The 13,323-nt window shown below is 64.9% G+C and carries 14 protein-coding genes; 10 read left to right on the top strand and 4 right to left on the bottom strand.

The genetic code is table 11. The features are described 5' to 3' along the window. The first annotated feature begins 40 nt into the window (after nucleotides 1-40). The gene (locus MTR66_RS10720) at nucleotides 41-622 is read left to right on the top strand and encodes a hypothetical protein (RefSeq protein ID WP_243920785.1); all 582 of its coding nucleotides are present in this window, start codon (nucleotides 41-43) and stop codon (nucleotides 620-622) included. A 110-nt stretch (nucleotides 623-732) separates the two neighbouring features. Here the strand turns inward: MTR66_RS10720 and MTR66_RS10715 are convergent, their stop codons facing one another. Further along, nucleotides 733-1,515, bottom strand: a complete 783-nt coding sequence (locus MTR66_RS10715; protein ID WP_243920783.1) for a tyrosine-protein phosphatase — start codon at nucleotides 1,513-1,515, stop codon at nucleotides 733-735. A 97-nt stretch (nucleotides 1,516-1,612) separates the two neighbouring features. Here MTR66_RS10715 and MTR66_RS10710 point away from each other — a divergent pair, with 97 nt between their 5' ends. The 3 genes from MTR66_RS10710 to MTR66_RS10700 are packed head-to-tail and all read left to right on the top strand — an operon-like array spanning nucleotide 1,613 to nucleotide 5,780. Beyond that, entirely contained in the window at nucleotides 1,613-2,716 is a 1,104-nt protein-coding gene (locus MTR66_RS10710) for an HlyD family secretion protein (protein ID WP_243920780.1), read from the top strand. 21 nt (nucleotides 2,717-2,737) lie between these two features. After that, nucleotides 2,738-4,279, top strand: a complete 1,542-nt coding sequence (locus tag MTR66_RS10705) for an MDR family MFS transporter (RefSeq protein ID WP_243920778.1) — start codon at nucleotides 2,738-2,740, stop codon at nucleotides 4,277-4,279. Between the two features lies 1 nt (nucleotide 4,280). Next, the gene (locus MTR66_RS10700) at nucleotides 4,281-5,780 is read left to right on the top strand and encodes an efflux transporter outer membrane subunit (RefSeq protein WP_243920775.1); all 1,500 of its coding nucleotides are present in this window, start codon (nucleotides 4,281-4,283) and stop codon (nucleotides 5,778-5,780) included. A 61-nt stretch (nucleotides 5,781-5,841) separates the two neighbouring features. Here MTR66_RS10700 and MTR66_RS10695 read toward each other — a convergent pair whose 3' ends face one another. Continuing rightward, nucleotides 5,842-6,048: a hypothetical protein gene (locus MTR66_RS10695; RefSeq protein WP_243920773.1), complete on the bottom strand. Its 207-nt coding sequence runs from the start codon at nucleotides 6,046-6,048 to the stop codon at nucleotides 5,842-5,844. 193 nt (nucleotides 6,049-6,241) lie between these two features. Here MTR66_RS10695 and MTR66_RS10690 point away from each other — a divergent pair, with 193 nt between their 5' ends. From MTR66_RS10690 to MTR66_RS10670, 5 genes are all read left to right on the top strand, one after another. Next, nucleotides 6,242-6,550: a hypothetical protein gene (locus MTR66_RS10690; protein ID WP_243920771.1), complete on the top strand. Its 309-nt coding sequence runs from the start codon at nucleotides 6,242-6,244 to the stop codon at nucleotides 6,548-6,550. Then, nucleotides 6,547-6,927: a winged helix-turn-helix domain-containing protein gene (locus MTR66_RS10685; protein ID WP_243920769.1), complete on the top strand. Its 381-nt coding sequence runs from the start codon at nucleotides 6,547-6,549 to the stop codon at nucleotides 6,925-6,927. Before MTR66_RS10690 ends, MTR66_RS10685 begins: the two co-directional genes overlap by 4 nt. 243 nt (nucleotides 6,928-7,170) lie before the next feature. Next, nucleotides 7,171-7,941 (top strand): molybdate ABC transporter substrate-binding protein, encoded by a 771-nt coding sequence (gene modA / locus MTR66_RS10680; RefSeq protein WP_243920766.1) that lies wholly within the window; start codon nucleotides 7,171-7,173, stop codon nucleotides 7,939-7,941. Between the two features lie 31 nt (nucleotides 7,942-7,972). Next, entirely contained in the window at nucleotides 7,973-8,674 is a 702-nt protein-coding gene (gene modB / locus MTR66_RS10675) for a molybdate ABC transporter permease subunit (protein ID WP_243921054.1), read from the top strand. Further along, nucleotides 8,664-9,299, top strand: a complete 636-nt coding sequence (locus MTR66_RS10670) for a molybdenum ABC transporter ATP-binding protein (protein ID WP_243920764.1) — start codon at nucleotides 8,664-8,666, stop codon at nucleotides 9,297-9,299. Before modB ends, MTR66_RS10670 begins: the two co-directional genes overlap by 11 nt. Nucleotides 9,300-9,430: 131 nt before the next feature. Here MTR66_RS10670 and MTR66_RS10665 read toward each other — a convergent pair whose 3' ends face one another. Continuing rightward, a complete protein-coding gene (locus MTR66_RS10665; RefSeq protein ID WP_243920762.1) occupies nucleotides 9,431-10,588 on the bottom strand; it encodes an isovaleryl-CoA dehydrogenase in 1,158 nt (385 codons plus the stop codon). A 213-nt stretch (nucleotides 10,589-10,801) separates the two neighbouring features. Between MTR66_RS10665 and MTR66_RS10660 the strand changes: the two genes are divergently transcribed. Then, nucleotides 10,802-12,421 carry an alpha-amylase family glycosyl hydrolase gene (locus MTR66_RS10660; protein ID WP_243920760.1) on the top strand — a complete coding sequence of 540 codons (1,620 nt, stop codon included), beginning with the start codon at nucleotides 10,802-10,804 and terminating at the stop codon, nucleotides 12,419-12,421. A gap of 150 nt (nucleotides 12,422-12,571) precedes the next feature. Here the strand turns inward: MTR66_RS10660 and MTR66_RS10655 are convergent. Then, nucleotides 12,572-13,323 (bottom strand): ATP-binding cassette domain-containing protein (locus tag MTR66_RS10655; RefSeq protein WP_243920758.1); only part of this gene is annotated, 752 nt, incomplete at its 5' end.

Genomic DNA, 13,323 nt, shown 5'->3' with positions numbered 1-13,323 from the left:
TCTCGAAGAAATGGAAGATGGTTCCACACCAATGTGCGACATGACCTTCGAGATCATCGAAAGAGAATACGATGAAACTGCATATGTCTGGCGGCTAGGGTTCCGAGCAGACGCGACGCCATATCAACCTGTTGGATTTGATGCGGAAATTCCTGTTTCTGGATGGCGCAAACAAATCGGCAACGTGGAAAACGAAGCCTTCCCAACCTTCTGGGGATCTATATCCCTCCATTCCCGAGGCGCTGAAAGCGATAGATTGCTCGGCCTGCTCGCCAGCTACTACAATATTCCTGCGCCTGAGGCGGAAAAGCACAGCTTGTTCCAAAAAATTTTTGGAAACAAATCTGATACTCTGGCAGCGACGTGGAAGTTCGCAAACCGGATTGAATGTTTTGCAGTTGGCATAAATTCGGACCCAGCCTTGATCACTGATGACGTAGTCCGGCTGAAGCTATTCCTCGAAGATGGCATCCCAAATGGTCGATTTGCCGAGATATTTTTCAACATTGACATGCCACAGGGTTTTGCAGCCTTAGATGAAAAGGACGAGGAGTATCGCATAGACTTGGTTCATTGGCTTTCACTTCCAGGACAAGTTAATGCCAATCCATATTCCAACTGAAGCTGGTTGGGTGGCAGAAAACGGCTTGATGTAGCCATAGCAGTCAGTGCACTCCCTCGACTTTACTGCCAGTGGAAGCATCGCCAAGATACGCTGAAAGCGGACAGTTCCTACCCCTCCACCAGCACCGCGCGCAGCGTCTCGCGCATAGCGGCATCAGCCCCCAGCACCTCCTCCAGATAGGCATCCAGCGTCCCGTGCCGTTCCTCCACCACGGTGAAGGCGATTTCGAGGTATTCGGGCTCCACCGCCATCAGCACACGCACGACCGCATCGTCCATTTCGCCGACGATATCCCGGATCGTTTCGCCGCCCGATGCGACACGCGCTTCGGAATCGCCCGCAGTGTTCGTCAGCAGGTAGTCTTCCATCACATCGTCGCGGTGCACGCCCGCGGCCAGATGAAGCATCGCGACCGCGATTCCGGTGCGGTCCTTGCCCGCCATGCAGTGGATCAGGCTCGGCCCGCTTCCTTCGGCAAGGCGCGTGAACCAGCCGCGCATCATCGCCTGCAGTTCGGGGCGGAAACAGATGCCGGAGTAATTGCGCAGCAGGCTTTCACGCGTCGATTCCGGCGTGCGCTGCCGCGCCGTGCGGGCGGCAGCCACGTGCGGGGCCTGTGCGCGGACCGGATCGTCGCTTAAAAATACTTGTGCTTCAAAATCTTGTGGGCGGCGGCAAGGGTGCGAGCGGCGCTCCTTCGAGCTGCGCAGATCGAACACGCTGTCCAGCCCCAGCCCCGCAATCGCCGCCAGATCCGGATCGGTCGCGCCGTGATGCTGGCCCGAGCGCCACAGCAGGCCGCGCTTCAAACGCCCCCCGCCGCGCACCGCATAACCGCCGCAGTCCCGGAAATTATGAACGCCTTGCAACGCCAGCACCCGTTCGGTCATGATCCCGGTCTTCCTATTCCCGCCTATTGCCGATAGTAGCCATGCTTAGTATCTGCGCACCAGCTACCACCACCGGGCAGCCACAACAGGAATTTGCATGAACGCTGAGAGCACGATCGCAGCAGATAGCGAAAACGGCGCTGTCTCTCCACCCCGCAAGCGCAGCCTGCGCACGATCCTGATGATTGCGGGCCCGGCGCTGGTGCTGGCGGGCGCGGGCTGGTTCTACCTGACAGGCGGCCGCTACGAATCGACCGACAATGCCTCGCTGCAGACCGGCATGGTGGCGATCAGCCCCAGTGTAGCGGGCACCGTGGTCTCGGTGGAGGTCAAGGAAAACCAGCGCGTGCTGAAGGATCAGGTGCTGTTCCGCATCCGGCCCGACAGCTTCGAGACCGCCGTTGCCCAAGCGCAGGCCGAGCTGGCCAGTGCCCGCGCCGATGTCAGCGCCACCCGCGCCGACTATCGCGAGGCGCTTTCGCAAGTGAGCGCGGCCAAGGCCCGCTACAAGCTCGCCACCAGCGAGGCGGCGCGGCAGAAAGCGCTGGTGGCCGAGGGGATTTCCTCGCGGGCCCAGTACGACGAAGCCGTCACCGAAGCACAGACCGCGCAGGACAGCATCGCCGCGGCCGAGGCCAAGGCGGAAAGCCTGCTGGCCAATCTCGCCGGAAACCCCGGCGGCAACATTTCCGCGCAGCCCGATGTCCGCAGAGCCACCTCCAAGCTGGAGCAGGCCCGCATCAGCCTTGCCGATACGATCGTCCGCGCCCCGAAGGACGGCGTGGTCACGCGCGTGAACCAGCTTCAGCCGGGCAATTACGTGACGCCGGGGCGGCCGGTGTTCATGCTGGCGGGGCTGCATTTCTGGGTGCAGGCGAATTTCAAGGAAAACCAGCTGCGCTACATGCGCCCCGGCCAGCCTGCGGAAATCGAAGTCGATGCCTTTCCCGGCCACCCGCTGAAAGGCCATGTCGAAAGCTTCAGCCCCGGCACCGGGTCCAGCTTTTCCGTGCTGCCCGCCGAGAACGCGACCGGCAACTGGGTGAAAGTGGTGCAGCGCCTGCCGGTGCAGATCGCCATCGACGACGCGCCGAAGGACCTGCCGCTCAGCGCGGGCCTCAGCGCCGATGTCGAAGTCGATACCGGGCACGAGCGTCATCTGTTCGGCTCAGACACGCCGTCCGGCAGCGAGCGGCGCTGAGGCGGCAAGCGGCCCCGGGCGATGACGGCAGAAGTCCTTCCCATCCAGTATCCCAGCAAGGCGCGGCGGATGCTGATCACGATCCCCTCGATGATCGCATCGACCATGGTGGCGGTGGACATCACGATTGCCAACGTGGCGCTGCCGCACATGCAGTCCAGCCTCTCCGCCTCGCAGGAGCAGGTACTGTGGGTGCTCACCTCCTACCTCGTCGCCGGGGCCATCGCGACGCCGCTCAGCGGCTGGCTGGCCGGGCGCGTGGGGCGCAAGAACGTGATGCTGTTCTCGGTCGCCGGGTTCACGATCGCCTCGGCCCTGTGCGGGCTTTCCACCAGCCTGACGATGATCGTGCTCGCCCGCTTCCTGCAGGGTGCCTGCGGGGCCGCGCTGGTTCCGCTCAGCCAGGCGATCCTGCTCGACATCAATCCGCCCGAGGAACACGCCAAGGCCATGGCGGTCTTCGCGCTGGGATCGATGGCGGGCCCGATCATCGGCCCGACACTGGGCGGCTGGCTGACCGACACGCTGAGCTGGCGCTGGGTGTTCTTCATCAACGTGCCCTTCGGCATTCTCTCGTTCCTGGGCATGCTGGCCTTCCTGGTGCGGCGGCATAACCGCGATGTCCCCCGCTTCGACCTGTTCGGCTTTGTCACCGTGTCGATCGCCCTCACCTCGCTGCAGCTCATTCTCGACCGGGGCGAACATCTCGACTGGTGGGAATCGACCGAGATCCGCATCTATACCCTGATCCTGGCGATTTCCGGCTATCTCACGATAGTGCACATGTTCACCGCCAAGGACACTTTCATCCGGCCCGAACTGTTCCGCGACCGCAACTTCGCAGTCGGCTCGGTCTTCTCCATGATGATCGGCGTCGTGGCGTTCGCGACGATCCCGATGGTCGTGGTGATGACCCAGTCGCTGCTCGGCTATACCGCGCTGCACACCGGTATTGTCGGCTTGCCGCGCGCGATCGGGACGTTGTTTTCGATGCTGATCGTGACGCGGCTGGTCGCGCTGGTGGACGTGCGCGCGATCATCATCGCCGGTCTCGCCATCATGGGCGTCAGCATGCTGATGTACTCGCACATGGACCTTTACGTCGATGAGCGGGCGCTGCTGGTGACGGGCTTCGTGCAGGGCATGGGCAGCGGGCTGATCTTCGTGCCGCTTTCGGTCGTGGTGTTCTCCACGCTCGCGCCCAGGCTGCGCAACGAGGGCGCCTCGATGTATGCGCTCACCCGCAATATCGGCAATGCCATCGGGATTTCACTGCTGAACGTGAAACTCGTGCAGGACATCGCCGCTTCGCGCAACGGGCTGGTGCAAGGGCTGCGGCCGGACAATCCGGTGGTCCAGTACACCCGCCCCGATCTCGATTTCAGCTCGACCGGCGCGCTGGCCCGCCTCAATGGCGAAGTGATGCGGCAGGCCAGCATGGTCGGAAACGTCTCGATCTATCACTTCGTCTTCCTCCTCACCCTGATCCTGATTCCGCTGGTGCTTCTGCTGCGGGTGGACAAGGTCAAGGGCGGGGACGCCACGCTTCCAGTTGGGGAATGACATGAAGCGCCTGAATGCCTCCGCCCTCGTTCTGCTGCTCGGCACGTGCCTTGCTGCCGCCGGGTGCACGACCGTGGGGCCGAACTACACCCCGCCTGCGGAGCCTTCCGCCAAGGCAGGCTATGCCGGTGACGGCGGGGTGCGTGCCGCGCTGGCCGAAGGGCCCGGCGCCGGATGGTGGAAGGCGTTCGGCTCGGAGCAGCTCGACGGCTTCGTCGCCCGTGCCCTTGCCGGAAACCACAGCCTCGCCGCCAGCCGCGCGACACTGGAGGAGGCACGCCAGCGGATCGCCGCCGTTGCGGGCAAGCGGCTGCCGCAAGTGGATGCGCAGGCCCGCGCCGAATACCAGAGGGTCAATCTGGCCGCCTTCGGCTTCGATGGATTCGGCGGCGCGAATATCTCCAACCCGGAATTCGATCTCTACACGGTGGGCGGCGGGGTCTCCTACGATCTCGACTTGTTCGGCAAGAACCGCCGCGCGCTGGAACAGGCCCGCGCGCAGGCCCAGGCGCAGATGCGCGCCACTCAGGCTGCGCATCTGGTGATCGCCGGGCGTGTCGTCGCGCAAGTGCTGGCGATCGCCGCGCTCAACGACCGCATCGCCACCGAACGCAAGCTGCTTTCCGAAGACGAACGCAATGTCTCGCTCACGCAATCACGGCGCAAGGCGGGTGCGGGCACGCTGGTGGAAGTGCTGAGCGCACAAGGCCAGCTCGCCAGCGACAAGGCCAGCCTGCCTGCGATGGAACAGCAACTGGCCGAAGGGCGCACGATGCTGGCGGTGCTGCTGGGCATTTCTCCAGCCGAACTGGAGCCGACCGGTTTCGGGCTGGACGATTTCATCCTGCCCGCCAGCGTGCCGGTCGCCCTGCCCTCCGCCCTGGTGCACAAACGGCCGGACATTCTCGAAGCCGAAGCCCGGCTCCATGCCGCCACGGCCGCCGTCGGCGTCGCCACGGCGCAGCTCTATCCCGACATCACGCTGGGCGGATCGGTCACGCAGGCAACATCCGATCCGGACCGGATTACCAGCAGCAAGTTCAACGCATTTGATATCTTCGCAGGGCTCACCGCGCCGATCTTCCACGGCGGCACGCTCAAGGCCAACAAGCGCGGCGCCGAAGCCGAAGCCCGCGCCGCCGCCGCCGAGTATCAGCAAGTCGTGACCGAGGCCTTCGGGCAGGTATCCGGCCTGCTCTCATCGCTCGAAAGCGACAGCCGCGAACTGGCTGCGCGGCACGAGACTGCGGAAATCTCGGACCGTTCGCTCTACTTGTCGCGCCGCAGTTTTCAGGTGGGCAACAGCGGCATCCTGCAGGTTCTGGACGCCAGCCGATCCTACCAGCGGGCGCGGCTCGCCCTGCTGGAAACGCGCACCCGGCAATACCAGAACGTCGCGCGGCTCTATGTCGCAACAGCAGGCGGCTGGATCCCGGAACCTCCGCAAAACGCGCCGGTCCAGCAGGCCGGAACGGATACGCCCGGCCCGAAACGCCCCTGACAACAGATGGCCTGAAAGCGGATGGCCTGAAAACGGATGGAGAACCGCGCCCGAAGCGTGGTCAGGACAGCAGGAAAAAGCCCAGCGCCGCCCAGCAGCATACGCACAGCAGCACCGCCACGATCAGCCCGCGCGCATCGTGCTCATGCTCAAGCCCCGGCGGAATCTGCGGTGCATAGACCGTCCCCGCGCGGTTGCCCTGATCGCGATCCACGCCCCTGTCCGCGTGATGATCGAACCGAATGATATTTTCCTCTGCGACCTTCATCCTGCATCCTCGATCTGCCGGTGAGCCGCACATTCCAACGGCTCTTCCCGGCGTATCCTGCCCAATTCACCATGCGTGCGCCTTTTGGCGTCACCCTAATGTGCAAGTAGTTATAACAAAAAACGTCATTTTGGACCAGAACTTCGTTAACGTATTTCTTGATTTTAATTCGCCCCGTCCACAGACATCGATAATGTCGTTCAACGATAATAATCTGTCAAATCAGGCGAAATACGCAGATGCGCTCCGCGTGGATTTTGCACTGCACAATCTTCTTCTTCGGCCCGGAAATGAAAACGATGGCGGCCTTCGCCAGCGCTTGCTCACGGAATTTTCGTTGCAGGGCAGCAACGCGCGCCGCGTGTGGCCGCCCCCGGACAGGCGCCCCAAGCCATTGGCGGTGCCCGCGTCCCGGCCGCGAAATTCCGCCGGGCCGCGCTCGCCGATTCGCTGCGCGCAGGCCTTGCTGCGCCCGCGCGAGCAGCCTAGGCTCCGGTCATGAGCGGTGAGATGCAACTCAAGATCAAGATCCAGATCTATTGCGGGGACGAGATCGCCATGGGCCCCGGCAAGGCGGACCTGCTGGACGCGATCCGCGAACACGGCTCCATCTCCGCCGCGGGCCGGGCCATGGAAATGAGCTACCGCCGCGCCTGGCTGCTGGTCGATGCCATGAACCGGTGCTGGCAGGAACCGCTGGTGCACACGGCCCCGGGCCGCGCGGAAGGCAGCGGCGCACAGCTCACCAAGATGGGCGAACAGGTCTTGATGCACTACCGCGCGCTGCAGCAGACCCTGCGCGGCGCGGCGCAAGGCAAGGACCAGGCCGTCCTGTCGCAGCTCCTTCTCACGGAACCGCGCGTCAGCCAGAAGGCCTGATCGCGCCACGTGACCGATGCTTCGAATGCCGCGCGGCGTTCATGTCTCAGATGCCTCAACTTACAGGCACGATCCCACCGGCAGAGCAGTCCGCCTGACAGACCCTGAAACACGTTCAGGGTGACGATTCAGGACTGTCATAGCGTCATCGGCCGCCCCGCATGAATTTGTCCATGCGGGCGCTAGGCAATCCCGCCCCATCCATATACACTGCAATACAGATCCTGCCCGGAGACGTTTTGTATGCGCAAGGCACTTGCCCTTTTCCTGACGTTCGCAATGATGCTGGCCGCGCCGATGGCGATGGCCGCAGGCAAGCCGCAGGCGCCGCTGGTGCTGGCCGCGGCCAGCCTGCAGGAATCGATGAACGCCGCCGCCGATGCCTGGGCCAAGAAGGGCCATCCCCGCCCGCGCATTTCCTTCGCCAGTTCTTCCGCCCTTGCCCGGCAGATCGAGGCAGGCGCTCCGGCGGACCTGTTCGTCTCGGCCAACGAACGGTGGATGGACAAGCTGCAGAGCGACCACCTGTTGAAGCCCCGCACGCGCGTTTCGTTCCTGCGTAACACGCTGGTGCTGATCGCCCCGCGCGGCAGCAAGATGAAGCTGCCGGTTCGCGCGAACATGCCTTTGGCCAAGGCGCTCGGCTCAAACCGGCTGGCGATCGCGGACCCGAGCGGCGTGCCCGCCGGGATCTATGCCAAGCAGGCGCTCACCAAGCTGGGCATCTGGAACTCGCTGCGGGACAAGCTGGCCCCCGCCGAAAACGTGCGCGCCACGCTGGCGCTGGTAAGCCGGGGCGCCGCGCCGCTCGGGATCGTTTACGGCACCGACGCACAGGCTGATCCTTCGGTGAAAGTCATCGGCCTGTTTCCGCAGACCAGCCATACTCCAATTAGTTATCCGGTCGCCCTGCTGGCCGCCTCGAAGAACCCCGAAGCCGAAGGGTTCCGCCGTTTCCTGATCTCCAGCCAGGGCAAGGCGGTATTCCGCCGCTTTGGCTTCGGCACGAAATAGGCCGCGCATGAGCGGATATACCGGGGGCTACATGGGCTGGCTGTCACCGGAAGAATGGCAGGTCCTGCTGCTTTCCCTCAAAGTGAGCGGCGTGGCCATTACCGCTGTCCTGCCGCTGGCCTTCGCACTCGCCTGGATGCTGGCGCGCTGGCGGTTTCCCGGCAAGGTGCTGCTGGATGCGGTGGTGCATCTGCCGCTGGTGCTGCCCCCGGTCGTCACCGGCTGGCTGCTGCTGCTGACGTTCGGCACCAATGCGCCGGTCGGCCATTTCCTTTCCGAAACCATCGGCCTGACCTTCCTGTTCCGCTGGACCGGCGCGGCGCTGGCCGCCGCCGTCATGGCGCTGCCGCTGATGGTGCGGGCGATGCGGCTGTCGCTGGAGACCGTGGACCGGCGGCTGGAGAACGCCGCGCGCACGCTGGGCGCCGGGCCCTGGCGCACGTTCTTCACCATTACTCTGCCGCTGGCGACGCCGGGCATCATGGCGGGGCTGGTGCTGGGCCTGGCCCGTTCGGTGGGCGAGTTCGGCGCCACGATCACTTTCGCCTCCAACATTCCGGGCGAGACGCAGACCCTGCCGCTGGCGATCTACAGCGCCTTGCAGCTTCCCGGCACAGAGCTGCAGGTGGCGCGGCTGGCCGGACTTTCGGTGCTGCTCTCGGTCAGCGCGCTGGCGCTGTCGGAATGGCTGGCGCGCCGCAACGCTCAGGGGAAGGACCGCCATGTCCTTTGACATCGCCATGACCCTGCAGCGCGGCACTGTGCGCATGGTCTACGAATTCACCGCAGGCCCGGGGCTGACGGCGCTGTTCGGCCCCTCGGGCGCGGGCAAGACCAGCCTGCTCGATGCCGTGGCCGGATTGGTCCGCCCGGCGGAGGGGCATATCGCGGTTTCGGGCACCACGCTGTTCGACCGCGCGCGCAAGATCAATCTCAAGCCCGAAAAGCGCCGCTGCGGCTATGTCTTTCAGGACCACCGGCTGTTTCCGCATCGCACCGTGCGCACCAACCTGCTCTACGGCTGGCGGCTGGTGCGGCCCGCCGAGCGCTGGCTCTCGATAGACCTCGCGCTGGACCTGCTGGGGATCGGCCACTTGCTCGACCGCATGCCCGCGACGCTTTCGGGCGGCGAGGCCCAGCGCGTCGCCATCGGCCGGGCGCTGCTCTCGGCACCCCGCTTCCTGCTGATGGACGAGCCGCTCGCCTCGGTCGATGCCCACCGGCGCGGAGAAATCCTCAGCCTGATCGAGCGCATTCGCGACGAGCTGAAACTGCCGATCCTCTACGTCAGCCACGACCGCGCCGAAGTGGAACGGCTGGCCCACCGGATCATCCCGGTGGAACCGGTGCACGGTTAGGCCTTCAATATCCATCCCCGCTCCCCTCTCCGTTCGTGTCGAGCGAAGTCGAGACACGTTGGCGCGGCGCAAGCGTGTCTCGACTTCGCTCGACACGAACGGGACGCAGCGTGGAAGACGCTGGCCGCCCCTCAAACCGCCCCGATCAGTTCCCGGCCGATCAACATCCGGCGCACTTCACTAGTGCCCGCGCCGATATCGAGCAGCTTGGCGTCGCGCAGATAGCGTTCGACCGGCCAGTCCCTGGTATAACCCGCCCCGCCTAGCGCCTGCACCGCCTCTCCCGCCACGCGAAAGGCGCTTTCGCTGGCGAGCAGGATCGCGCCTGCCGCATCGAAGCGCGTCGTCTGCCCGGCATCGCAGGCTTTGGCCACGGCATAGACATAGGCCCGCGCGGATTGCAGCGAAACGTACATGTCCGCCACTTTGGCCTGCATGAGCTGGAACGCGCCCACCGGCTTGCCGAACTGCCTGCGCTCGCGGACATAGGGAATCACCGTGTCGAGACAGGCCTGCATGATGCCGAGCTGCAAGCCCGCCAGCACTACCCGCTCGTAATCGAGTCCGCTCATCAGCACGCCCACGCCGCCGTGCAGCGGGCCCATCACGTTGCCTTCCGGCACGAAGCAATCGTCGAACACCAGCTCACAGGTGGGCGAGCCGCGCATGCCCATCTTGTCGATCTTCTGGCCGATGGAGAAACCTTCCATGCCCTGTTCGATCAGAAAGGCGGTGATGCCCTTCGAGCCCTCGCCCGTCTTCGCATAGACCACCAGCGTATCGGCATAAGTGCCGTTGGTGATCCAGAACTTGGTGCCGTTCAAGCGGAAACCGCCCGCCACCGCATCAGCCCGCAATTTCATGCCGACAACGTCCGAACCGGCGCCGGTCTCCGACATCGCGAGGCTGCCGACGTGCTCGCCGGAAATCAGCTTCGGCAGGTATTTCGCCTTCTGCGCATCGCTGCCCCAGCGGCGGATCTGGTTGACGCACAAGTTCGAATGCGCGCCGTAGGACAGCCCCACCGATGCCGAAGCCCGGCTGACCTCCTCCACCGCGATCACATGTTCCAGATAGCCAAGGCCGATCCCGCCCCACTCCTCTTCCACGGTAATGCCGTGCAGGCCGAGTTCGCCCATCGCGGGCCAGAGATCGCGCGGAAACCAGTCCTCCGCGTCCACTTTCGCGGCCAGCGGCGCGATCTGCTCGTCCGCGAAGCGCGATACGCTGTCGCGGATCATCTGCGCACTTTCACCAAGCGCGAAATCGAAATCGGGGGTTGCGCGCATGTCTTATGATCCTTTTCCGGGCTTCCTGCCGCTCGCTTATCGCGCAGAGCAATAACGATACGCAGCAAAGACGCAATGTTGCGTAAGGCAGACGTATAGTTGCCCGTCCCTGAGCCCGTTGAAGAACTGGACGAAAGCCCCGCGCTCCCGCAAGAATGGCATCCCGGCAGAGCCTGCGCAACGGGGCGAAAAGCCTGCCGCCTAGAGGCCACGATGAAACGCGTTCCCCCTGCCCCTTCTCCCGAGCCCACCGAATGGTGGCGCGGCGCGGCGATCTACCAGATCTATCCGCGCAGCTTTCGCGATTCGAACGGAGACGGAATCGGCGATCTGCCCGGCATCACGGCAAAGCTGGATTACGTGGCCTCGCTCGGCGTCGATGCGATCTGGATATCGCCGTTCTATGCCTCGCCGATGGCCGATTTCGGCTATGACATTTCGGACTACCGCGCGGTCGACCCGGTGTTCGGCACGCTGGCGGACTTCGATGCGCTTGTCGCCCGCGCCCGCGAACTGGGGCTCAGGGTCGTGATCGATCAGGTCTATGCCCATACCTCGGACCGGCATCCCTGGTTCGCCGAAAGCCGCGCCAACCGCAACAATGCGCGCGCGGACTGGTACGTCTGGGCCGATCCCAAGGCGGACGGTGCACCGCCCAACAACTGGCAATCAGTGTTCGGGGGCCCGTCCTGGCGCTGGGACGCGCGGCGCGGGCAGTATTACATGCACAATTTCCTGGCGGAGCAGCCGCAGCTCAACCTGCATAGTCCGGACGTGCAGCAGGCGCTGCTCGATGTCGCAAAGTTCTGGCTGGAGCGAGGCGTTTCCGGCTTTCGCCTCGATGCGCTGAACTTCGCCATGCACGATCCCATGCTGCGCGACAATCCGCCCGCGCCGGATGACGGATCGCCACGCACGCGGCCTTTCGATTTCCAGCTTCAAACCTACAACCAGTCGCACCCCGATATCGTGCCGTTTATCGAGCGGCTGCAGGCGCTGATCGCCAGCTATCCCGACACCTTCTCGCTCGCCGAAGTCGCCGGGCGAGAGGCACCGCGCGACATGAAGGCCTTCACCCAAGGACCGCAGCGGCTGAACAGCGCCTACAGCTTCGCCTTCCTCTATGCCGAAACGCTGACGCCCGCCCTCGTCGCGCAGGCGCTGAAGGACTGGCCGGACGATCCCGGCAGCGGCTGGCCGAGCTGGGCTTTCGAAAACCACGATGCCCCGCGCGCGCTTTCCCGCTGGTGCGCCGCCGAAGACCGGGAGGCCTTCGCGCGGATGAAGGCGCTGCTGCTGCTTTCCCTCCGCGGCAATCCGATCCTGTTTCAGGGCGAGGAACTGGGCCTGCTGCAGGACGACATCCCTTTCGCGCAGTTGCAGGACCCCGAAGCCATCGCCAACTGGCCGCTCACCCTCTCGCGCGACGGCGTCCGCACGCCCCTGCCCTGGACTGCAGAGCCCCCCGGTGGCGGCTTCACCAGAGGCACGCCCTGGCTGCCGCTAAGCGCGCAGAACCTCTCCCGTGCGGTAGAGCGCCAGGAAGCGGACGGCGCGTCACTGCTGCACCTCACCCGCCAGTTGCTGCGTTTGCGCCGGGGCTCTGCGGCCTTGCGCCGGGGAAAGTGCGAGGTGCTGGTGGCGGACGAAACGCGGCTTGTCCTGCGCCGCACATGCGAGGGGCAAAACTTGCTGGCCCTGTTCAACATCGGCGGCACGGAGGCCCTCTGGCCATCGGACATCGCCCGGGACGGCGAAGTCCTCGTTTCGGTCAACGGTGCCGCTGCGGGCACACTGCCGCCGTGGGGAGCGCTGTGGATGATCGAAAACTGACGGATCACCTTCGACGAAGGGAGCATAATCCGCCATCACACAAAAAACTTTCGTCATTCCCGCGCAGACGGGAATGACGAGTGTGTGTGCTCGGGAGCCAGAGGAGAGATGAGGCCCGCGTTCGCGTGTGCCCTCACATATGCAAGCCTGCTACAGTTCGAACGTCATGCCCGCCAGATGATGCAGACCTTCACGGTGGCTGACGAGGATCAGGCCGGTTCCGGTCCGCTCCAGCCATACCGCAAGGTTGTGCGCCAGTTGCTGCTCGGTGGCGCTGTCCAGCCCCTCGCTCGGCTCGTCGAGCACGATCCACGGGCGCTGTGCCAGCAGGGCCCGTGCCAGCGACAGCCGCTTGCGCTGCCCGCCGGACAAGCGCGCACCATCGCCGCCAAGCCACTGGTCCAGCCCGTCCGGCAAGGCCCGCACGGTTTCGGCAAGGCAAGCGGTTTCGAGCGCGGCCCACATGTCCGCCTCCGTCACGCCCTGCCGGGCGAGGCGCAAATTGTCGGCCACGGTTCCGGCAATCAGACTGGCATCCTGCGGAGCCTGTGCGAAAAGCTTGCGCAGTGTCTCCAGCCCCAGATCGCGCACGTCTCCGCCGCCGATCTCCACGCGCTGCGGCGCATCGGCGCGCAGGCCCATCAGCGTGCCGAGCAGGCGCGTCTTGCCCTTGCCGGAAGGGCCGCCGATCAGCAGCCTGCCACCAGGTTCCACCACGCATTCGCGGCCCTCGCTCACGAAGCGCAGCGGCGCACGGGCGAGACGTTCGATCTCGCTGTGATGCGGCGCGCGCGGCGGCAGCGAGGCCATGCCTTCCAGACGGCCCAGCGCATCGTCGACGCGCGGGCGGTTGAGATCGGTGCGCACCAGCCCCGTCCAGGCTTCCGCCGCCGCCGCTCCGG

Origin of the sequence: Novosphingobium beihaiense (genome assembly GCF_022832375.1) — a bacterium.
In the GTDB taxonomy this organism is placed as follows: Bacteria; Pseudomonadota; Alphaproteobacteria; order Sphingomonadales; family Sphingomonadaceae; genus Novosphingobium; species Novosphingobium beihaiensis.
Note: the sequence above shows the minus strand (reverse complement) of the source record. Positions and strands in the feature narration are given on the sequence as shown.